We start from the raw sequence: 20,121 nt of genomic DNA, 5'->3' as shown, positions 1-20,121 counted from the left end.
TCTCACTCAAGTAACAAAGCGTTCCCCTTGTTCCGCGATGTGACCCAGACCACTCTCGCAGGAGCCCGTCGGGTCGCCCGGAACCGGCGGGGCGACCCGACGGGACACCTCAGGTGAGCTTGTTCTTGACCGTGTTCACGACCGAACCGGCCATCCCCGGGTTGGTGCCGTACAGGCGCGGGTCCCCCGGAGGCAGCACCGGCTCGGGGGCGTTCGCCCGCGGGCTGTCGCCGTACCGGAACTCGCCCTTGCCGTCCGGCGTGGGCCCGGACGCCCAGCGCCCCTCGCTGGCGTCGCTGCCCGAGGAGAAGCTCAGATAGGTGTAGCCGAACTCCTCGGTGAACTCGCCGGAGTCCGGGAACGCCTCCGGCACCGGCATGTCCTCCAGCCCGTCCTCCTTGAGCTGCTCGATCGCCGCCAGCCACATGTTCTGGTGCATGGTGTCGCGGGCCAGCAGGAAGCGCAGCATCTGCTTGACGCCCGGATCGTCGGTCATGTTGAACAACCGGGCGACCTGGAGCCGGCCCTGCGCCTCCGCGGTGACGTTGAGCTGGAAGTCGGCAAGCAGGTTGCCGCTGGCGGTGATGAACGCGCCATTCCACGGCACCCCGTTGGAGTCGGCGGGCAACGCCCCGCCACCGGAGTGGATGAAGTGCGCCGGGTTCGACCCGGCGTAGGTAGCGGCGCCCCCCGGGTTGTCGGCGACCCCCTCGGACAACGACAGCGGCGCATTGTCCAACAACCGGGTGATCATGGTGACGATCATCTCGACGTGGCCCACCTCCTCGGTGCCCACGTCGAGCAGCAGATCCTTGTACTTGCCCGGCAGCCGGCAGTTCCAGCCCTGGAACAGGTACTGGTTGGCCACCGTCATCTCACCCCACTTGCCGCCCAGAACCTCCTGCAACCGGCGGGCGAACGCGGCATCCGGCCCGTCCGGCTTCGCCTCGAACTGCAGATCCTTGACATGACTGAACATCTGAACCTCCTCGTACCGGAACTGCTGGTGACGAGGCATCCCCACCTCGGTGACCCCACCGGGCCAACCTGTGTCCCCGCGGGGTCAGCGCACCGGATGCGCGGCGACAACGGGCCCGGTACGCCCTATCGTTCGCAGACCCACCCGAGCCACCTCGTTCGGTGCCGGGCCGCATGATCGGTGCCCAACGGGGAACGGCGCAGACATGCCGGGCAGTTCCACCCTCCGTATCGCGGTCGTGGACGATCACCCCCTTTTCGTCCACGGCCTGGAACTGCTGCTGCCGATGACAAGCGACGGTCGCGCGGAGGTCGTCGGCTCGGCAGGCAACGCGGCGCACGCGGCCGGCCTGGTCAGCCGCTGCCTCCCGGACCTCGTCCTGGTCGACCTGCACCTGCCACCGCCCGGTGGCGTCCGGGCCGTGGCGGCGATCCGCCGGACCACTCCCCAGACACGGGTGGTGGCGATGTCCGGTTCCACCGACCCGGGACCGGTGCTGGAGGCCCTGCGCGCCGGCGCCGAGGGGTATCTGCCCAAGACCAGCGGGCCGGAGGAACTGCTCCCCCCGCTGCTGGCCGTCCTCGACGGCTGGGCGGTGCTGCCGGCGGAACTGCTCCGCGTCCTGCTGCGACCGTCGCGCATCACACCCGTCGACCTGGACGCCGAGGAACGCCGGCTGCTGTGCGCCATAGCCGCCGGCCGCCACACCGTCGATATCGCCGAGGAACTGCACGTGTCGGAGCGGACGGTGAAACGGATGACCGCCGCGCTTCTGCGCAAGCTGCGAGTGGCCAACCGCGCGGAGGCGGCCGCCGTGGCCGGTCAGGCCGGCCTGCTCGAATGAGGCCGGACCGCGATTCGGCGCCGATTCGCGGTTTCCCGTCACCGAATCGCGACGCGCCGAAATGAATGCGGCGCATATTGTTGCGGATTCCCCGGGTAGTAGGTCAGACTTTGGACACATCCCGCCACACACAGGGAGTAATCGGCAATGGCGAGAAAAGTAATCACGGTCCTGACCGACGACCTCGACGGCGGGAAGGCCGACCGGACGGTCGAGTTCAGTCTCGACGGCGTGGCCTACACGATCGACGTCTCGGACGAGAATGCCGGCGTCCTGCGCAAGGCGCTGGATCCGTACATCAATGCGGGCCGGCGCATCGGGCGAGGTGCCGTGGAGAACACCCGGACCGTTCGGCGTCCGGGTCGGCCCAGCGGCGCGGGAATGGATCGGGAGCAGAACCGGGCCATCCGGGAATGGGCCGTCAAGAACGGCTACAAGATTTCCGAGCGAGGCCGGATCCCGGTCGAGGTCGTCGAGGCGTACAAGAGCCGCTGACCGGACGACACGCAGACGGGGCCGCGCCGAAACGGTGCGGCCCCGTCATATTGTCGGCACTGTTCGTGACGGCGGCGGCCGGTCACCCCGGGCTGTTCCGCCCCGGCGTGACCGGCCGCCGCCGACCGTACGACTACTCAGTCGACAGTGATCCGCACCGAATCGAACGCGGGCGTCTGGTTGGCGCGCTCCATCATCGGCAGGCGGTGCGAACCGTCACCCGCCCAGATCGAACACTGCGCGGTTCCCGACTCCGGCAGACCCGGGATCTGGATGGTCACCTCGTCCGGGTCGGCACCACCGCGACCGTCCTCGGTGGCCACGAAGAACGCGGGCACCTCCTGCGGCTCCGGCGGGGTGGTCAGGCTGTCCAGCATCCGGCACGCCGTGTGGAAGTGCCCCCGGACCAGGCCCTGGGCGTTGAGCAGCGAGCTCTCCACGTAGTACCCGCCCTGACCGGCGGCCAGGAAGCGGTCCCGGACCAGGTTGCGGGTGCTGACCCGGAGCGTGAACGGCTGGTTGCGGCCCACCTGCTGGGGGAACTGGGTGATGAGCAGGGAGGGGTTGTTGGCGGCGGCGCCGACCTCACCGAACGCGGTGCTCACGCAGCGGTTGCCGTTCTGGAAGCCGTCGTGCGCCTGGAGCTGGCTCTCGTCGCAGTTGTTGGCAAGTACGCCGAGCCCGGCACCGGGAGCGTTACCGCCGTTGTTCCCGCCGCCGTTGTTGTTCCCACCGCCGTTGTTGCCACCGTTGCCGGTGCCACCGCCGGTGTTCCCACCGCCGGTGTTGCCACCGCCGGTGCTGCCACCGTTGTCGCCGCCGCCGCTGTTGCCGCCGGTCGGCTGCACCTGACACTCGGCGAGCTGCGCCAGTCCCTGCGGGCGCGGCCCGACCCGGTCGATGGCGGTCGTGATGCGGTCCAGCACCGCGCGGCGCTTGCCCGCCAACGGCTGGAGGATCGCGTCGCGGATGAAGGCCTCACCCTTGTTTCCCTCGGCGGCGAGTCGACGGTCGGCCTCGGCGATCTGGGCCGTCAACTGGGCGAGATTGCGGTCCACCTCGGCCCGGGCCCGCTGCGGCACCTGCGGCAGCTTCGACGCCACGTCCGGGCAGGCCACCGCCGAGCCGGTGCCCACCGTGCCGTCCTTGCCGTCCTCACACTCGGGGACGGACTGCTGCCCGTCACCCCAGTGGTTACGGACCCACCGGCCGTTCTGCCAGGTCCGCGTGGTCGAACCATTTCCGCTTGGCGCGGTCGCGCCCGGGCTGGGTTCCACGCACTGCCCCGCTGCCGGGCGGGGTTTGTTGGTCCGCCGATCCTGGGCCGACGAAATCTGGGTCACGGCGACAACTCCGCCGAAGACCACGAGCGTGCCGACAACGGCCAGCAGACGCTTGCTCCGCGCGTTGCCGGATGGCCGGCGCGCCCGAGTGGACCTGCGCATCGAATTGCTCTCCTTCTCGATCCGGTACTGGATTCCTGCCCTCGGCGGACCGACGGATTTGAGATGGCACGCGTCAACGGCGGCCACCACGACCTACCGGGTGATGTGTCGACGGCCGACGATGCCCTTTCCGCACCGTCCCCCGCGTCGGCTCGACGCGGATGGGGAGATCCTCTTCATTCGCGCAGGAGTACGGGACGGCGCGCGGGAAGGTTCAACCGGAGCGCAGAAAATTGTCGCGGGTCGACCCGGAGCGGGGTCAGCTGGGAAAACGGGCGCCGGTCAGTCGGCGCACAGGTGGTCGAAGGCGAACCCGCCGACCAGCTCGTCGCGGCGACGGCTCAGCGCGGCGATCTGCGCCGTCAGCTCGGCGCGGGGCAGAAGCCGCGCGTCGTCGCGCCCGGCGGCGCGCAGCCGCTCCCCGACGGCAACCGTGGCGAGGTCCTCGGCCAACCGGGCCGCGTCGACACCGCAGGAGAACCGGTGCTCGGTCACCGAGACCCGCTCCACGAGGCAGGCGTCCGGGCGCACCTGCACCCAGCTCCACCCCTGCGCCGGGCCGTCCGCCCAGCGCACGTGCAGTCCCCGCACGATCGGGTCGGCGAGCCGCCCGGCCACGTACGCGTCGACCGCGGCGGCGCGGGTCAACGCGCCGAGGTCGTTTACCGGGCCGGTACGACCGTCCGGCAGGCGGCCCAGGATGTCCCGAAAGCCCACCGGGGCCGGCTCGTCGTCCCCGCCCGTGCCCAGCCCGGCGCCCGCCGCGTAGGCCCGTGCGTCGATCACGTACTCCATCAGGCGACGGCCCTGCTCGGCGGCCCGCAGCGTCGGCGAGCCGATCCGCAGCACGGGCAGTCCCACCGCGGCGCTCACCGCGTACGTCAGGCGCTCGGCGCGCTGCTCGGCGGAACCGGCCGGCGGCACCGGGCCGATCTGGACGGCGACGACCGGACGGCCGGTGTCGGCGTAGAGGACGAAGTCGAACGCGGCCCGGCTCGCCGAACTCCACTGGCTGCCGGTGACACCGGGTGGGCGTCCCTGGACGAGGTCGCTGAGCCGACGCGTCGCGTACACCCGGTGGCCGGCACGGCTGAGCAGCGCGCCGCCGCCGTCGGCGGGCGCCGCCCGCAGCCAGCCGCGCGCGTCGCTGCCGGTGCTCGTCATCTGCCTGATCCATCCGCCGGTCGGTCGGGCCGGGCCGAGTCTAGGCGGTCGATCATGGCGCGCGCCTCGCCGGTGCGGCCGACACCGTGCCCGGCCGGTCGGACCGACGATTTCGGCGGCGGTTACTCGGCCGCGCCCATCACCAGGCCCTCGATCGTGTGCTTCTGCCGGATCGGTTCCAGCCGGTCCACCACCGGGCAGGGCAGGTGCTGGCGGACCGACGGGGCAGACTCTCCCAGTAGTCCCGGGTGACGGCCATGTCGTGGTGGGCCGCGTTGCCCGCACCCGGGGCGTCGACGCCGAGCACCAGCACCGGGCGGGCCAGCCGGGAGACGTTCGGGGTGCCGCGGTGGATGGTCAGCGCCGACCGGGCCGAGATGTCACCCCGGCGCGGGTACTTGCGCACCGCGCGCTGCTGGTACCGGGGGTAGCGCTCCCGGGGCGGGAACATCCCGTGGTCGAAGTCGACCCCGTCGTCCCACTGGGTGCCCGGGGCGATCTCGAACGGCCCCATCTCCTCGACGGTGTCGACCGTGGTCAGGTTGAACGCCAGCGACGTGAGCCGCCGCTGCCGCCGGGTGTCCTGCGGCATCGGGAAGTCCCGGTGCCAGGGCTGCATCGCCGCGCCGGGAAAGGGGACGTCGAAGCCCAGTTCGACGATCTCGTACTCCGGGCCGAGCACCGCGGCGCAGACCGACACCACCCACGGATGGGTCACCAGGTCGACGAAGCCGCGCAGCTGCTCCGGATGGATCTCCACGTACCAGCGTTGCGGGCCGCGGCCGACGGCGCCGTCGGGGCGGGAGCGGGCCTCGGAGAACGCGCTTGCCACGTCGCTGCCGACCTGGTCCACCCAGGCGGGGTCGAAGGCGCCACGGCAGGCGGTGATGCCGTCGCGGTAGAGGTCGCCGAGCGCCTCGACCGGCACCTCGCCCTCGTCGATGGGCGCGGGGTCCGTGGCGGGGGCCTGGTGAACGCGCATCGGGGGCCTCCTCATGGTCGTTACAACGTTGTAGAAGCGTGTCAAGGGTTGATGGACCGCGCCAGAGCTGCGGGCGGTGCTGTGATCCGGATCACAGCTCGTTCGTGTTCCAGAGGTCCCTGCCCGGTGTAAGCAGCGGGGTCGCCGGTAGCGGGCCGGCCGGGAGGTCAGCATGTCGCGACAGCAGGTCGGCGGCCTCGCCGACAGTGCCCCGGGCGCTCGCCCACGCCCCACCGACGGTCCTCGACCTGCTCGCCGGCCCCGCCGGGCCGGCGATCCGACAATCCTGCGCCGGCCACGCGCCGACCGGGCCGGGAGACACCACCGCCTCCCCCAGCGACCGGTCGCCACCCGCCGGCCCACCCCCGGCCTGTTCCGCCGCGTCGGCGGGGAGAGCAGCGCCGCCACCAACGCGATCCGGCGGGAACGGGAAACCGTCGAGGCGGCGGACGTCGCGCGGATCGCCAGCGACGCGGCCGGTCGCGTACCGGGGGTCGCGAACGCCCGCCCGGCCACCGTCCGCCTGGGCGGCCAGTCGGTGGGCCTCGACCTGCACCTCGTCACCGCGTACGGACACAGCGTGCCCGCCGTCGCCGAGGCCGTCCGGGCGGCCGTCGCCGACCGGGTGGCGGACGCCACCGGGCTCGCCGTCGCCGCCGTCACCGTGACGGTGGACGACCTGCTCGTCCCCGGCGCGGACGGCGTCACACCGCCACGACCGGCCCACCGGCCGGAGAACGGCATGCGGACCGTCAACCGGGCGGCCTCACTGGCGCTGTCCGTGGTCCTGCTCGTCGGCGGCACGCTGCTGGCCGCGCAGGCGCTGCTGGCCACGCTGGGCCGCCCGGCACCGGCGATCGTCCCCGCCGGCTGGTACGACACGCTGACCACCGCCCGCTGGCACGACCCGAACGTCCGGACGGCGGCCGTCGGGGCCGTCCTTCTGGGGCTCGTCATCCTGGCCGCCCAACTACGCCGCTGGACACCCGTCCGCCTCCACGCAGGCGAACGCGACGGCTGGTACCTGCGCCGCAGGTGCGTGGAACGCCGCCTGACCGACGCGGCCGGGACGGTTCCGGGCGTACGGCGGGCGCGGGTGCGGATCCGCGGGCGCGGCGAGCGGTGGCACCCCCGGGTACGCGCCACCGGCGACCCGGCAGCCCGGGCGGAGATCGAGTACGCGGTGCACCAGGAACTGCGCAACCTCGCCCCGCCCCGCCGCGGCCACGTCGAGATCCGGCTCGCGCCGTACGGGCGGCCGACATGACCGACGCCGCGCACCGACTGTTGTGGACGATCGTCGCGCTCGTCCTGGTGGCGGGCGGGGCGACCACGCTCGTGGTCAGCTTCGGCGTGCCGCCGGGCGGTGGTCCCGACGCGGCTGTGCTCGGTGACGGGCTGCTGGACGCGTGGCGGCTGGCCACTCCGTGGAGCACACTGGCCGCTACCGTCGCCGGGCTGCTTACCGCACTGACCGGGCAGCGCCTCCTGGCCCGCGAGGTGCGCCGACCCGGACGGGCACTGCGCGGCACGTTGAGCCGCCCCGGGAACCGCCCGGGACGCACCCGGCTGGCGGCCGACCTCCTCACCCGGGCGTTGGAACGTGACCTGACCGCCCACCCGGCGGTACGAGCGGCCCGTGTCGTGCTCACCGGCACGCCACCCCACCCCGACGTGTGGATCCGGATGGACCTGACCGCCGACGCCGGGGCGGTCGCGGTACGCGAGCACGTCCACACCGCGGTCAGCCGTTTCGCCGTGACCGCCGGATGCCGGCCCGCCCACCTCGACGTGACCGCCCGGATCACACCCGGGCGCCCCTGACCGGCGCCGCGCCGGCCCGGCGGGCATCATCGGTACGGGCGACGGACGGGGGTACCTGGGATGCGTGTGGTGTCGCTGGTGCCGTCGCTGACCGAGGCGGTGGCGCTCACCCTGCCCGGGACGCTTGTCGGCGCCACCGACTGGTGCGTCCACCCGGCGGATCTCGACGTCGCCCGGGTCGGCGGCAGCAAGTACCCCGACCTGGACCGGGTCCGCGCCCTCCGGCCGGACCTCGTCCTGCTCAACGTGGAGGAGAACCGCCGCGCCGACGCGGACGCGCTGCGGGCCGCCGGTGTGCCGGTACGGGTCACCTATCCGCGTACCGTCGCGAGCGCGTTGACCGAGCTGGGCGAGGTGCTCACCGAACTGGGTGCGCCCACCGAACCGCCCTGGCTGCGGGCGGCGCGACGCGCCTGGGCCGACCCGCCCGCGCTGATGCCGGCCCGCCGGGCGGTGGTGCCGGTGTGGCGGCGGCCGTGGGTGGTGCTCGGCGGCGACACGTTCGCCGGGGACGTGCTGCGCCGGCTCGGGGTCGTCAACGCCTACGACGACCACCCCGAGCGCTACCCCCGACCGACCCTCGCCGACCTGCGCGGGCGGTCGCCGGAGCTGGTGGTACTGCCGGACGAGCCGTACCGGTTCACCGCCGACGACGGGCCCGAGGCGTTCCCCGGCGTACCGTGCGCTCTGCTCTCCGGTCGGCACCTCACCTGGTACGGCCCGTCCCTGGCCGAGGCGCCCGCGCTGCTGGCCGACCAGCTGTCCCGGCCGGTACGCGTCTACTGAACCGGGCACGTCACCTGACGCGTCGCGCCGCCACCACGCTGGCGCCGACGGCGACGGCCAGACTCAGCACCACCACCGCGAGGGTCAGCCAGACCGGCAGTTCACCCACCGGCGTCTCGGCCAGGATCAGCTTCAACCCCGCGAAGACGAGCACCACGGCCAGCCCGTAGCGCAGGTAGGCGAAGTGCCGCAGCAGCCCGGCGAGGCAGAAATAGAGGCTGCGCAGCCCCAGCACGGCGAACGCGGTGGCCGTCCACACCAGGAAGGTGCTGGTGGTGATGGCGAGGATCGCCGCCACCGAGTCGACCGCGAAGACGATGTCGGTGGCCTCGATCGCGACAAGCGTCACGAGAAGCAGGGTCGCCACCGGTCGCCCGCCGACCCGGGCGGTGAACCGGTCACCGTGGTACCTGGCGTCGGTGGGCACCACCCGCCGGAACAGCCGCACGACCCGGTTGCGCTCCGGATCGACGTCCGGCTTCCCGCGTACGGCCAGCCGGCACCCGGTCCACACCAGGAACGCCCCCAGCACGACCCCCGCCCAGGCCAGCCGCTCCAGCAGTTCGGCACCGGCGAGGATGAACAGCAGGCGGAACGCGAGCGCCCCCACGACGCCCCAGAACAGCACCTTGTGCTGGTAGCCCGCCGGCACCCGGAAATACCCGAACAGCAGCGCGAAGACGAACACGTTGTCCACCGAGAGCGCCTTCTCCAGCAGGTAGCCGGAGAAGTACGCGACGGCCGGCTCGGCGCCCAGGCCGAACCAGACGACCAACCCGAACAGCAGGCCCGCCGCGATCCAGACGCCGCTCCACAGCAGCGCCTCCCGTAACCCGATGACATGGTTGTCCCGGTGGGCGAGCATGTCGACAGCGAGCATCACGGCGATCACCCCGCCGACCGCGCCCCACGCCCACAGGGGCACCGCGACCGTCGCCTCAGCCACCCGGCGCCCCCCGGCATCGACCATCGCGCCGCACCGCCGCCGCGCCGGCCGGCCGCTCCCGAGCCTAGGCGAGCGGCCCGGCCGACGTCGGCGCTCCGGCCAACTCGACGCCGGCGGCGATCACGCGACAGGCATCACCTGAGCCAGATCGATGCCCGTGTCGTCGGTGTCGTACGCGATCGCGTTCGTCACCCGGACGACACCACTGACCTGGGCCGCGAGCCGGCCGGCGAGGTCCACGGCGGACCGGCGGTCCAGCCGGCCGGCGAGGTCGACCTCACCGTGGCGCACCTTCACGGTGACCAGGCCGTCCCGCACGGCGAGCACTCGACGCAGCACCTCCTGCACCACGTCCTCGCGGATCTCGGCGTCCGAGCGCAGGTGCACCCGCAGCAGGTCGGCGCGACTGACGACGCCGACGAGCCGGCCGAGGTCGTCCAGCACCGGCAACCGCTTGACCTGCTCGCGGTCCATGAGCCGGGCGGCGGCCGCGAGCGTCGCCTCCGGGTACGTGGTGACCGGCGGCGCCGTCATCAGGTCCCCGGCCACCAGCGCCTCGCTCCTGCTGCGGGCGTCGCGCCGGTGGCGGCTCTCGAAGACGCGCCGCTGCGCCGGCTCGCCGGCCCGTTCGATGCGGTGCAGGAGATCAGCCTCGGACACCACACCGAGCACCCGGCCGAAACCGTCGACCACCGGCGCCGCGCTGACGTCGCGGCGCAGCAGCACGTCGACGATCTCCCGGTACGGGGTCTCGACCACCACGGTCGCGACCTCCCGCGTCATCACGTCACCCACCTGCCAGGTCCTCATCACGGCCTCCCTGTCGTCATCCACTCCGGACGCTACGGCCGTACGGCGGCCGTGGTCAGAGGCACGAGGCCGGTCCCGAACAGGTCCAAGGTCCCGGGTCGGCGAGGCCCGGTCGGCCCTGCCACGGACGCCGCGAGGGGCGTCCACTGGAGATGCCACCGGGAAGCGCGGTGCGAGGCAACGAAGGGACGTGGAGACCATGACCGCGACGATCGAGCGGACCACCGCCACCACACCGGCGGCCGGCGCCCGGGAGAGGGCCGTCCGGTACGTCCTGGCCGGCACCCGCCTGGCGCTCGGCTGGATCTTCCTCTGGGCTTTCCTCGACAAGCTCTTCGGCCTCGGACTGGCCACCGAGTCGAAGAACGCCTGGATCAACGGCGGCAGCCCCACCAAGGGCTTCCTCACCTTCGGCGTGACCGGCCCCTTCAAGGACCTCTACGCCGGCATCGCCGGAGCCGCCTGGGCGGACTGGCTGTTCATGATCGGTCTGGCCGGGATCGGCGTCGCCCTGATGCTCGGCATCGGCATGCGGGTCGCGGCGGTGGCCGGCGGGCTGCTGCTGGTCATGATGTGGACCGCCGTCCTGCCCCCGGAGAACAACCCCTTCATGGACGACCACCTGATCTACGCCGCGGTGCTCGCGGTGCTGGCGCTGGTCAACGCCGGCGACACCTGGGGCCTCGGCCGGTACTGGGCGAACCTCCCGATCGTCCGCCGGCTCCCCTGGCTCCGGTAACCCCGTCCCCTCCCACGGCGGGCGTCCCCACCCCGGGGGCGCCCGCCGCACCGCGCTTTGCAAAGGGGTCTTCCCCCGGCGGGGGCGGGGTGGCGGGTCCGCCGAACATCGGTGGGGCGTGATCCGGCAGGATCGAGGTGACCGGACACATCACCCAACACGGCAGGAGATCCCCGCATGAACCAGGCAGCAGGCGCCCGTTCGGGCAAGCCCGAGGTGGGTCCGATCGAGGGTGCGCCGCCGGCCGACCTCGTGATCGAGGACATCACCGTGGGCGAGGGCCCGCAGGCGCAACCGGGCCAGTTGGCCAGCGTGCACTACGTAGGCGTGTCGCACTCCACGGGCACCGAGTTCGACTCGTCGTGGAACCGGGGCGAGGCGTTCGAGTTCCCGCTCGGCGGCGGTCAGGTCATCGCCGGATGGGACCAGGGCGTGGTCGGCATGCGCGTCGGCGGCCGGCGTCGCCTCACCATCCCGCCGCACCTCGGGTACGGCGACCGGGGCGCGGCCGGCGTCATCAAGCCGGGCGAGACCCTGGTGTTCGTGGTCGACCTGCTCGACGTGCGCTGATCGGAGCTCTTCCGGGGGGGTCGCCGGCCGACACCGGCGGCCCCCGCTCCCGGGCGCACCGCGCCGGGACCGGGCAGGCCGGGGAGCAGGGCTCAGGCGGCCAGCATCAGGTCCGTCGGAGGGGTGGCCGGGCGGCGTGCCGTGTCGACGAGGCGGGCGGCCTCGACCACGCGGGACGGCTCCAGCACGGTCATCACCCGGTGCAGGCCGGTGGCGCGCAGCACCCGCGCGACCACGGGCGTCGGGTCGACGAGGACGAGCTCGCCGCCACGGGCACGGATGCGCAGGTGCGCGGCGAGCAGCGTCCGCACGCCCGCGGCGGAGAGCAGCCGCAGACCGGACATCTCGAGATGAAGCACCGGGCGTGCCGGCGCGGACCACAGCGCGGACCGGAACGCAGCCACCGTGGCGATGTCGACCTCGCCGGCCACCCGCACCCGGACCACCCGGTCACCCACGTTGACCTGCACGTCCAACCGGTCGCTGCGCTCTTCCATGCCCTGAAACCTATCCCCCACCACCGACAGTTTCGCCCGTCCACGGAGTGATTCCGGGTACGCCCAGGGTCATCCCCGGAGGCACCCCGGGTCCCCCTCGGGGTGGAGCCCGGGGTGCGCCACCCCGGCCGGGCGTACGACCCCGGGGGCCGCGGGCCGCGTGGAGCACACCGGCGGATCGATCATGGTCGGGGCGCGCGGCGGTGCGGCGGACGACGACATCGGCGGGTGAGAATGGAACGATGGTGATTCCCCGCCCCCGGCCGCCCCGGCTGATCCGGCCCGTCCGCGAGCCGGCCACCGTGCCTCCGCCGCTCGCCGGGGCGTGGGCCGCCACCGACAGCCGACTCGACCAGGTCGACCTGCTGCCGCTGCCCGACGGCGCCGTCGGCCCCGAGGACGTGCTTGTCGACCCGGCCGGACGGGTGATCAGTGGCGACGAGGACGGCCGGCTGTGGTGGTGGCCGGCCGACGCGCCCGCCGGCACCCGGCCCCGGCTGCTGGCCGAGACCGGCGGCCGGCCGCTCGGCATCGAGCTGGATCCCTCCGGGGAGACGCTTGTCGTCTGCGACGCGTACCGAGGGCTGCTGCGGGTCACACCGGACGGGGCGGTCCGCGAGTTGACCGGGACGGCGCCCCCGGTGCACCTGGCCAACAACGCGGCGGTGGCCCGCGACGGCACCGTCTACTTCACCGACTCGTCGGACCGGTTCCCGGTCTCGCACTGGAAACGGGACCTGCTGGAGCACCGCCCCAACGGCCGGGTGCTGGCGCACCATCCGGGCAGTGGACGCACCGAGGTGGTGGCCGACGGGCTGTACTTCCCCAACGGGATCGCGCTGACCCCCGACGAGTCGGCGCTGATGCTCGTGGAGACCACCACCCACCGGTTGCTCCGCGTCGAGCTGGGCGGCGGGGTGCGGGTGCTCGCCGACCTGCCCGCGTACCCGGACAATCTCTCCGCGGTGGGCGACGGGACGTACTGGATCGCGCTGCCCAGTCCGCGGGTGCCGATCGCCGAGCGGCTGCTGCCGCACCCGCGGCTGCGCCAGCTCGCCGCGCTGCTGCCCGACGCGATGCAGCCGCAACCGCGCCGCTACGGGCTGGTCGCCCTGGTCGACGGCGCGGGCACGGTCCGCCGGACGCTCCACGGTCCGGCCGGGCACTACTGGATGATCACCGGGGTACGCCAGCACGGCGACCACCTCTGGCTGGGCAGCCTGATCGGGCCGGGCGTGGCCCGCGTACCCCTGCACTGACGGCGCGGGCCGGCCCGCCGCGGTGGCGGGCCGGCCCGGACGGCCGTCGGTAGTGTCTCAGCGACCGCTGACCGAGGGCGCCGGGGCGGGCGATCCCCCGGCCACCGCCCCCGGGTGCGCCGGGGCGACCGGCGCGGGCTTGAGCCCCGGCGACACCGGCAGGGCGCTGCCCCGGACGAACTCGTCCCAGCTGACGTTCCACGCGGTCCAGCCGTTGCCCGGCTGCAACTCCACCTCGGTGCCCTTGACGGTGATCAGGTCACCGACCTGCGTCACGCCCATCAGCCAGTCGGCCGCGGCGGCGGAGACGTTCGCGCAGCCGTGCGAGGTGTTGGTGTTGCCCTGCTCCCCCTCCGACCACGGGGCGGAGTGGATGAACTCGCCACCCCAGGTGTAGCGCTGGGCGTCGTCGACGTCGACCACGTAGCCGCCGTTCGGCTCACCCCGGGTGTCGAAGGTGGTCCGCTCGTGCTTCTCCATGATCACCATCTTGCCGCTGGAACTGGGTGTGCTCGGCTTGCCCAGGCTGACCGGGATACGACGGATCTGCTTGCCGTCGCGCAGCACCGTCATCTGCTTGGTGGCGTTGTCGATCTCCAGCGCCTGCTGCCGGCCGATCTTCGAGGTGGCGGTCCGCTCGGCGTCGCCGACCCGGTCCTTGCCGATCGGCAGGCCCTCCAGCCCGGCCCGAACGCTGATCGTCGTACCGGGCTTCCAGAAATCGGGCGCGCGGTAATAGACCTGCGTTCCATCCTCAAGCCAGGACCAGGTGCCCGGTTGCGGCGGATTCGTCTTTACGAACAACCGGCGTTGGACATCTGCTCTGGCCTCTTTCGGAATTCCCGGGTCGAACGCCACGGTTACCGGCATCGCCGTACCGTACGTCCGGTTGCCCACGAAATAGAGGGTGCTGGTGATCTGCGGCTTGGTGGACTTCGCCATCGTGGTGAACGTGGTGCTGCGGGTGGTGGTGGCACCCGAGTCGCCGGTCGCCGTCACCTCGGCCCGGTAGGTCCGCCTGGGTTGCAGCGGCGCGCTCGGCACCCAGCCCGAGCCGTCCTCGCGCGGTTCGGCCTTGACCTGCGCGCCCTTGTCGTCGGTCAGTCGTACGCCGGTGACCCGGCCGCCCTTGACCGTGGTGCCCACCTCGGCGCTCACCGGTACGTCGCGGGCCTTGTCCCCCGGTGACACGGTGAGCTCCGGAGGCGCGGCGTGCCCCTTTGCCGACCCGGCCGCCGGATCCCGCTCGGCGGTACACCCGCCCAGGATGAGTGGTGCGGCCGCGATGGTTACCGCCAACAGCGTCAGTCGCCGCCTCGACGTCATGTTCTGTCCCCCCGTTTTCGACTTCCCTCTGCCACATCTTCGTCGCCGCGACAGGCGTGCCCACGCCATTCGGAAATAATCGTCGGCGCATTTACCGGCGCATTTTCCGGCGCTGCGCCGCTTGGCGGAACAAGGGCCATCTGCACCCCTCGCGTCCTTTGCTCCGCTTGCCGGGAGGCGACACCCGTTGTCCGGATGGACGCCTCGCCGGCATCCGGCAGGCGGCGGACCGGGGCGTCGACCGGTACCGGCGGGAGGTCGGGGGGCCGGCGCGCACCCCGGGCGCGGACTTTTGTCAGCTGGAGCGAAACTTTCGGCGATCACGACGAAGCTTTGCCTTCGTCCGGGGGCAAGGGTAGGGTCCGGATCGAGATAGAGGGTTGCCCATTCGTCGATCAGCCTGCCGCCGCCCCTGCCGGGCCGCGCGTCCCGCCCCGATGGGTCCGGGTCGTGCCCCGCGTGCCGTCCCTCACCGTTCCGCCGGAGCATGCCTCCGGCTGGTCCGGCGCGCCCCGGGACGGGCGGCAGTCGGTCGACCGCCGATCGACGGCGTCCGCGCCGTCAGGAAGGGACCACCACCATGGATCAACAGACCAACCAATCGGAGCCGACAGCGGCGTCCGAGGCGGTCAGCCGTCGTGGCCTGCTGCGCGCCGCGACGGTCTCGGCCGCCGCGGTCGGCGCCGCCGGCCTGCTCGCCGGCCCGGCCACCGCCGCTCCCAGCGCCCAGGGCGGGCACTCCGGCGGCCGCCGACGGGTGCCTGTCGACCGGATCAGCATCCAGCTCTACACCCTGCGTGACCAGCTGGCCGCCGACCTGCCCGGCACCCTGGACGCGCTGCGCCGCATCGGCTACCGGCGGGTCGAGCACGCCGGCTTCGTGGGACGCACCGCCGCCCAGTTCCGCGCCGCGCTCGACGCGGCCGGGCTGCGCGCCACCTCCGGCCACACGGGCATCCCGCAGCCGTTCGACGACGCCACCTGGCAACGCGCCCTCGAGGACGCGCACACCGTCGGCAGCAAGAAGATCGTGCACCCGTACTTCGGCCGCGACGCCAGCGGGCAGGCGATCAGGGACCCCGCCGTCTACCGGGCGCTGGCGCGGGACCTCAACCGGGCCGGCCGGCTCGCCGAGCGCGCGGGGCTCGACTTCGGCTACCACAACCACCAACTGGAGTTCGTGCCGCTGACCGACGGCTCGACCGGCTTCGAGATCCTCACGGGGCAGACCGACCCGCGGCTTGTCCACTTCGAACTCGACCTCTACTGGACCTGGCGCGGCGCCCACGACCCGGTCGACGTGATCCGGGCCAACCGTGGCCGGATCCGCCAGGTGCACGTCAAGGACCTCGACGTCGAGGGCGGCTTCGCCGACCTCGGTGACGGCGTCATCGACTTCGGTCGGATCTTCGCCCACGAACGCGAGGCGGGCATCGAGGAGTACATCGTGGAACGCGACGACGCGGGCACCGCACCGCGCTCCCCCGCCGACGCCCTGGACACCGCCCGGGTCGGCTTCGACTACCTCGCCTCACTCCGGTACTGAAAACCACCTCGGGGGACGACCTGATGAACAGGACCGCATTCGCGTCCGCACTGCTGCTGGTGACGGCCGGCCTGGCCGTACCGCCGGCGGCCGCGGCCGCCGCACCGGCCGCGCCGCCGGACAGCAGCTTCCAGAAAGTGACACTCAACGACTTCCCAGGCGAGCCGATGAGCCTCGCCGTCCTGCCCGACCTGCGGGTGCTGCACACCTCCCGGACCGGCGAGGTCCGCATCCACGACCCGCGCACCGGGCTGAACACCCTCGCCGCCGACATCCCGGTGTACGAGCACGACGAGGAGGGCCTGCAGGGGGTCGCCATCGACCCCAACTTCGCCCAGAACAAGTGGGTGTACCTCTACTACTCGCCGCCGCTGAACACCCCTGTGGACGACCCCGCCACGCCCGGCGTCAACGAGGGGGACGCGCCGGAGACCGGCACCGAGGCGGACTGGCAGCGGTTCAAGGGCGCGCTGCGGCTGTCCCGGTTCAAGCTCGACGGGATGAAGCTCAACCTGGCCAGCGAGCAGCAGATCATCGACGTGGCCACCGACCGGGGCATCTGCTGCCACGTCGGCGGGCAGATCGACTTCGACAGCAAGGGCAACCTGTACCTGTCGACAGGTGACGACACCAACCCGTTCGCCTCCGACGGCTACATCCCGATCGACGAGCGGGCCGACCGGAACCCGGCGTACGACGCCCAGCGCAGCTCGGCCAACACGAACGACCTGCGCGGCAAGCTGCTGCGCATCAAGCCGAAGGCCGGTGGTGGTTACACGGTGCCGGCCGGCAACCTGTTCAAGCCGGGGACGGCGAAGACCCGCCCGGAGATCTACGCGATGGGGCTGCGCAACGCGTTCCGGTTCGCGGTCGACCGGCGGACCGACAACGTGTACCTGGCCGACTACTCCCCCGACGCCTCCACGGCGAACCCGGAGCGCGGACCGGCCGGACACGGCCGGTGGATGATGATCGACAAGCCGGCGAACTACGGCTGGCCGTACTGCGTGACGCCGACAATCGCGTACCGCGACTACGACTTCGCCACCGGCCAGTCCGGCAAGAAGTTCAACTGCGCGCGCCCGGTCAACGAGTCACCGCACAACACGGGCAAGCGGCAGCTGCCGCCGGTCGAGCAGCCGCAGGTCTGGTACCCGTCCGCGGCGTCCGGTGAGTTCCCGCAGCTGGGCACCGGCGGCATCGGCCCGATGGGTGGCCCGGCGTACGACTACGACGGGACCAGCACCTCGCGGACCCGCTGGCCGGCCTACTACGACGGCGTTCCGCTGTTCTACGAGTGGACCCGGGACTACATCAAGGAGTTCCGCCTTGACGAGGACGGCGACGTCGCGGACATCCGGCCGGTGGTCCCGTCGCTGGTGGTGGACAACCCGATGGACATGGAGTTCGGCCCGGACGGCGCGCTCTACGTGCTGGAGTACGGCGACGGCTACTTCGCCGAGAACCCGGACGCGCAGCTGTCCCGGATCGACTTCGTGCGGGGCAACCGGACGCCGATCCCGAAGATCAGCGGCACCCCGACCGTGGGGCAGGCGCCGTTGACCGTCGCGTTCTCCAGCGCCGGCACCACCGACCCGGACGGTGACAGGCTGAGCTACGCGTGGGACTTCAACGCGGACGGTTCGGTGGACAGCACCGCTCCGAACGCGACCTGGACGTTCGCGGAGAACGGCTCGTACACCCCGACGCTGAAGGTGACCGACCGCACCGGACGCTCCGCCTCGGCGACCCTGCCGCTGGTGGTCGGGCCGACCGCGCCGGTCGTCGAGTTCGTCGCCCCGGTGGCCGGGCAGCCCTTCCAGTTCGGGCAGACGGTCGCGTACGAGGTGAAGGTCACCGACGACCTGCCGGTGGACTGTTCCCGGGTGAAGGTCACCTACGTGCTCGGGCACGACGAGCACGGGCACCCGCTCTCCACGTCGACGGGTTGCAGCGGGACCATCCCCACCTTCATCGACGGTGGGCACAGCGGGGCGGACAATCTGACGGCGGTCTTCGTCGCGGAGTACACCGACGCGCCCACCGAGCCGGGTGTGCCGCCGCAGTCGGCCTCGGCGACCGTGGTGCTGGACCCGACCCCGGTGGCCGGCCTGGCCGGCTGAGGAGTTTCACGGTGACAGCGGCGGCGGTCGGAGAATTCCGGCCGCCGCCGCCCGTCGCTCAGCTCCAGTCGCTGTCGACGTGGTTGTCGCGCCAGCGTCCGCCCACCGGCGGGGTGTCCAGCCGCATCCCGTCCTCGGCGTTGCCGGCCAGGTCGTTGTCCTCGACCCGGCAGTCCACGCAGCTGCCCCGCTCGGTGATCCACAGTCCGTGCGTCTGGGTGCGGGATTCGTCGCTGTCCCAGATCCGGTTGCCGCGGATGGTGGCCGAGTCGAACGGCGCGTTGATGGTGATGCCGGCCCGCCGCCCGGGAGCGGGGTCCAGCTCGTACGGGCAGCCCGGCGGCGGCACGTCCCCGCTCCACGCGCTGAACGCGTCCGGGCGTACCGGAGCCAGGGCGAGTTCGTCGCCGGTGTTGGCGGCCACCGTGGCCACGGACCGGCCGACCCGCAGGATCTTGCCCCGGTGCCCGTCGCGCGGCCAGTCGGCGGTGCGGTCCACCAGGCCCCGCTCGCTGTAGCGGACGGCCTCGCCCGCCCCGCCGGCGGCCCTGGCGTACTGCCGCCCGTTGTTGCGGATCCGGTTGTTGAGCAGCACCGCGTCGCTCATCTGGTGGTCGATGCGGACCGCGTCCAGACCGTTGCCCCAGAACTCGTTGCTCTCGATCACCACGTCCCGGACGGGTCCCTGGTAACCGCGACCGAGGTCGCGCGCGTGGTAGCCGTGCTGGCCGTTGCCGCTGATCCGGTTGCCCCGGACGACGTACGGGCCGGGGCTGTTGCCGATGCTGACCCCGTCGCGCAGGTTGCCGTCGATCACGCAGTCGGTGACGAGTCCGCCCCGCCCGGCCACCGTCGAGGTGCCCTGCGACGACACGTCGAAGCCTGCCTCCAGGTTGCCGGTCATCGTGCAGGCGGACACGATCAGCCCGTCGGTGCCCCAGTCGGAGATGCCGAAGCGGTTGCCCTGGCTGTGGCAGCCGATGATGCGGTAGCCGCGGGGCGGCGGCCAGTATTCCTTCTGCAACTCCAGGAAGATCCCGTTGGTGCCGTTGGCCAGGGCTGTGCAGTTGGCGATGGTCAGCCGTTCCACCGGACCCCACCCGCCGACTCCGATGCCGATGCCGGCTCCGCCCATCTGCTCGCCGTTGTCCAGCCGGCCGCAGCCGACCACCACCACGCCGTCGATCAGGGAGTCCTGGAGGAAGTCGCAGCCCAGCCCGCTGGCCGCGGTGTGGTGGATGTAGAGGTTGCGGAACACGCCCCGCACCATGTACTGCAGGCCGAGGCCCTTGGCCAGGTAGTTGTACTCGGCCATCGCCACGCCCGAGCCGTCGATCTGGAAGTCGGCGAACGTGCAGTCGGCGATGTGCCGGTCCCGGTCGGCGCCGTGCTGGAGGGTCGTCCAGAAGGCCAACGGTGTCGGGTCTGCCCGGTTGCCCTCGTTGCTCAGCATGAACCGGGTCGCCGCCGGGCCGGCGCCGACCAGCGACACCCCGCTGCGCCACACCGTGCCGGCGTCGCGGATCGAGTAGATGCCCGGTGGGCAGTAGATCACCCGGGCCCGCCCGTCGGAGGCGTACCCGGCGCCGAGCCGGTCCACGAGGGCGGCCAGCGCCGGTTGGTCGTTCGTCGCGCCGTCACCGGTCAGCCCGTACTCCAGGGCGTCGCAGTAGAGCGGCGCGCCGGCGGCGGCGGGCCGCCGTACCCGCACCGAGTTGAGTATCGCCTCGTACGCCACGGGCCGGCTCCCTTCGACGCGGGTGGTGCGCGCCGACTTCCCGGTGAC

The 20,121-nt window shown here is 72.5% G+C and carries 19 protein-coding genes; 10 read left to right on the top strand and 9 right to left on the bottom strand.

Annotated elements, in window-relative coordinates; genetic code table 11:
* Window positions 1-109: 109 nt before the first annotated feature.
* On the bottom strand, window positions 110-979 hold the full coding sequence (locus tag AB0N27_RS07710) for a manganese catalase family protein (protein WP_364364738.1): 870 nt from the start codon (window positions 977-979) through the stop codon (window positions 110-112).
* A gap of 238 nt (window positions 980-1,217) precedes the next feature.
* Between AB0N27_RS07710 and AB0N27_RS07705 the strand changes: the two genes are divergently transcribed.
* Both AB0N27_RS07705 and AB0N27_RS07700 read left to right on the top strand, forming a co-directional pair.
* A complete protein-coding gene (locus tag AB0N27_RS07705; RefSeq protein WP_364364736.1) occupies window positions 1,218-1,823 on the top strand; it encodes a response regulator transcription factor in 606 nt (201 codons plus the stop codon).
* 147 nt (window positions 1,824-1,970) lie between these two features.
* Complete coding sequence (locus AB0N27_RS07700) at window positions 1,971-2,318, top strand: Lsr2 family protein (protein ID WP_364364733.1); 348 nt, start codon at window positions 1,971-1,973, stop codon at window positions 2,316-2,318.
* A 137-nt stretch (window positions 2,319-2,455) separates the two neighbouring features.
* Here the strand turns inward: AB0N27_RS07700 and AB0N27_RS07695 are convergent, their stop codons facing one another.
* From AB0N27_RS07695 to AB0N27_RS07685, 3 genes are all read right to left on the bottom strand, one after another.
* On the bottom strand, window positions 2,456-3,763 hold the full coding sequence (locus AB0N27_RS07695; RefSeq protein ID WP_364364730.1) for a hypothetical protein: 1,308 nt from the start codon (window positions 3,761-3,763) through the stop codon (window positions 2,456-2,458).
* Window positions 3,764-4,045: 282 nt separating this feature from the next.
* Window positions 4,046-4,927, bottom strand: coding sequence for a hypothetical protein (locus tag AB0N27_RS07690; RefSeq protein ID WP_364364727.1), 882 nt, complete (start codon window positions 4,925-4,927; stop codon window positions 4,046-4,048).
* 139 nt (window positions 4,928-5,066) lie between these two features.
* Window positions 5,067-5,909, bottom strand: a complete 843-nt coding sequence (locus AB0N27_RS07685) for a phytanoyl-CoA dioxygenase family protein (RefSeq protein WP_364364724.1) — start codon at window positions 5,907-5,909, stop codon at window positions 5,067-5,069.
* A gap of 172 nt (window positions 5,910-6,081) precedes the next feature.
* Here AB0N27_RS07685 and AB0N27_RS07680 point away from each other — a divergent pair, with 172 nt between their 5' ends.
* From AB0N27_RS07680 to AB0N27_RS07670, 3 genes are read left to right on the top strand one after another with little or no spacing between them, the layout of a single operon-like run.
* Complete coding sequence (locus AB0N27_RS07680; protein ID WP_364364722.1) at window positions 6,082-7,176, top strand: Asp23/Gls24 family envelope stress response protein; 1,095 nt, start codon at window positions 6,082-6,084, stop codon at window positions 7,174-7,176.
* Window positions 7,173-7,733 carry a hypothetical protein gene (locus tag AB0N27_RS07675; RefSeq protein ID WP_364364719.1) on the top strand — a complete coding sequence of 187 codons (561 nt, stop codon included), beginning with the start codon at window positions 7,173-7,175 and terminating at the stop codon, window positions 7,731-7,733. Before AB0N27_RS07680 ends, AB0N27_RS07675 begins: the two co-directional genes overlap by 4 nt.
* A gap of 60 nt (window positions 7,734-7,793) precedes the next feature.
* Window positions 7,794-8,519: a helical backbone metal receptor gene (locus AB0N27_RS07670; RefSeq protein ID WP_364364716.1), complete on the top strand. Its 726-nt coding sequence runs from the start codon at window positions 7,794-7,796 to the stop codon at window positions 8,517-8,519.
* Between the two features lie 10 nt (window positions 8,520-8,529).
* Here the strand turns inward: AB0N27_RS07670 and AB0N27_RS07665 are convergent, their stop codons facing one another.
* Both AB0N27_RS07665 and AB0N27_RS07660 read right to left on the bottom strand, forming a co-directional pair.
* Complete coding sequence (locus AB0N27_RS07665; protein WP_364364713.1) at window positions 8,530-9,465, bottom strand: TerC/Alx family metal homeostasis membrane protein; 936 nt, start codon at window positions 9,463-9,465, stop codon at window positions 8,530-8,532.
* 120 nt (window positions 9,466-9,585) lie between these two features.
* Window positions 9,586-10,275, bottom strand: a complete 690-nt coding sequence (locus tag AB0N27_RS07660) for a CBS domain-containing protein (RefSeq protein ID WP_364364710.1) — start codon at window positions 10,273-10,275, stop codon at window positions 9,586-9,588.
* Between the two features lie 199 nt (window positions 10,276-10,474).
* Here AB0N27_RS07660 and AB0N27_RS07655 point away from each other — a divergent pair, with 199 nt between their 5' ends.
* Entirely contained in the window at window positions 10,475-11,014 is a 540-nt protein-coding gene (locus AB0N27_RS07655; RefSeq protein WP_357991332.1) for a hypothetical protein, read from the top strand.
* A gap of 177 nt (window positions 11,015-11,191) precedes the next feature.
* Window positions 11,192-11,584 (top strand): FKBP-type peptidyl-prolyl cis-trans isomerase, encoded by a 393-nt coding sequence (locus AB0N27_RS07650; protein WP_364364706.1) that lies wholly within the window; start codon window positions 11,192-11,194, stop codon window positions 11,582-11,584.
* A 92-nt stretch (window positions 11,585-11,676) separates the two neighbouring features.
* On the opposite strand, the gene AB0N27_RS07645 is transcribed toward AB0N27_RS07650, so the two are convergent.
* Window positions 11,677-12,081: an STAS domain-containing protein gene (locus AB0N27_RS07645; protein ID WP_364364703.1), complete on the bottom strand. Its 405-nt coding sequence runs from the start codon at window positions 12,079-12,081 to the stop codon at window positions 11,677-11,679.
* A 242-nt stretch (window positions 12,082-12,323) separates the two neighbouring features.
* On the opposite strand from AB0N27_RS07645, the gene AB0N27_RS07640 reads away from it, so the two are divergent.
* Entirely contained in the window at window positions 12,324-13,340 is a 1,017-nt protein-coding gene (locus AB0N27_RS07640; RefSeq protein ID WP_364364701.1) for an SMP-30/gluconolactonase/LRE family protein, read from the top strand.
* 57 nt (window positions 13,341-13,397) lie between these two features.
* Here AB0N27_RS07640 and AB0N27_RS07635 read toward each other — a convergent pair whose 3' ends face one another.
* A complete protein-coding gene (locus AB0N27_RS07635; protein ID WP_364364698.1) occupies window positions 13,398-14,666 on the bottom strand; it encodes an Ig-like domain-containing protein in 1,269 nt (422 codons plus the stop codon).
* A gap of 580 nt (window positions 14,667-15,246) precedes the next feature.
* Between AB0N27_RS07635 and AB0N27_RS07630 the strand changes: the two genes are divergently transcribed.
* Together AB0N27_RS07630 and AB0N27_RS07625 are read left to right on the top strand one after the other, a co-directional pair.
* Window positions 15,247-16,212: a sugar phosphate isomerase/epimerase gene (locus tag AB0N27_RS07630; RefSeq protein ID WP_364364695.1), complete on the top strand. Its 966-nt coding sequence runs from the start codon at window positions 15,247-15,249 to the stop codon at window positions 16,210-16,212.
* A 23-nt stretch (window positions 16,213-16,235) separates the two neighbouring features.
* Window positions 16,236-18,335, top strand: coding sequence for a PQQ-dependent sugar dehydrogenase (locus AB0N27_RS07625; protein ID WP_364364692.1), 2,100 nt, complete (start codon window positions 16,236-16,238; stop codon window positions 18,333-18,335).
* A gap of 58 nt (window positions 18,336-18,393) precedes the next feature.
* On the opposite strand, the gene AB0N27_RS07620 is transcribed toward AB0N27_RS07625, so the two are convergent.
* A complete protein-coding gene (locus AB0N27_RS07620; RefSeq protein ID WP_364364689.1) occupies window positions 18,394-20,073 on the bottom strand; it encodes a right-handed parallel beta-helix repeat-containing protein in 1,680 nt (559 codons plus the stop codon).
* Between the last annotated feature and the right edge of the window lie 48 nt (window positions 20,074-20,121).

It is taken from the genome of Micromonospora sp. NPDC093244, from assembly GCF_040683695.1.
Classification (GTDB): Bacteria; Actinomycetota; Actinomycetes; order Mycobacteriales; family Micromonosporaceae; genus Micromonospora.
The sequence above is the reverse complement of the archived record's forward strand: the minus strand, read 5'-3'. Positions and strand labels throughout refer to the sequence as shown.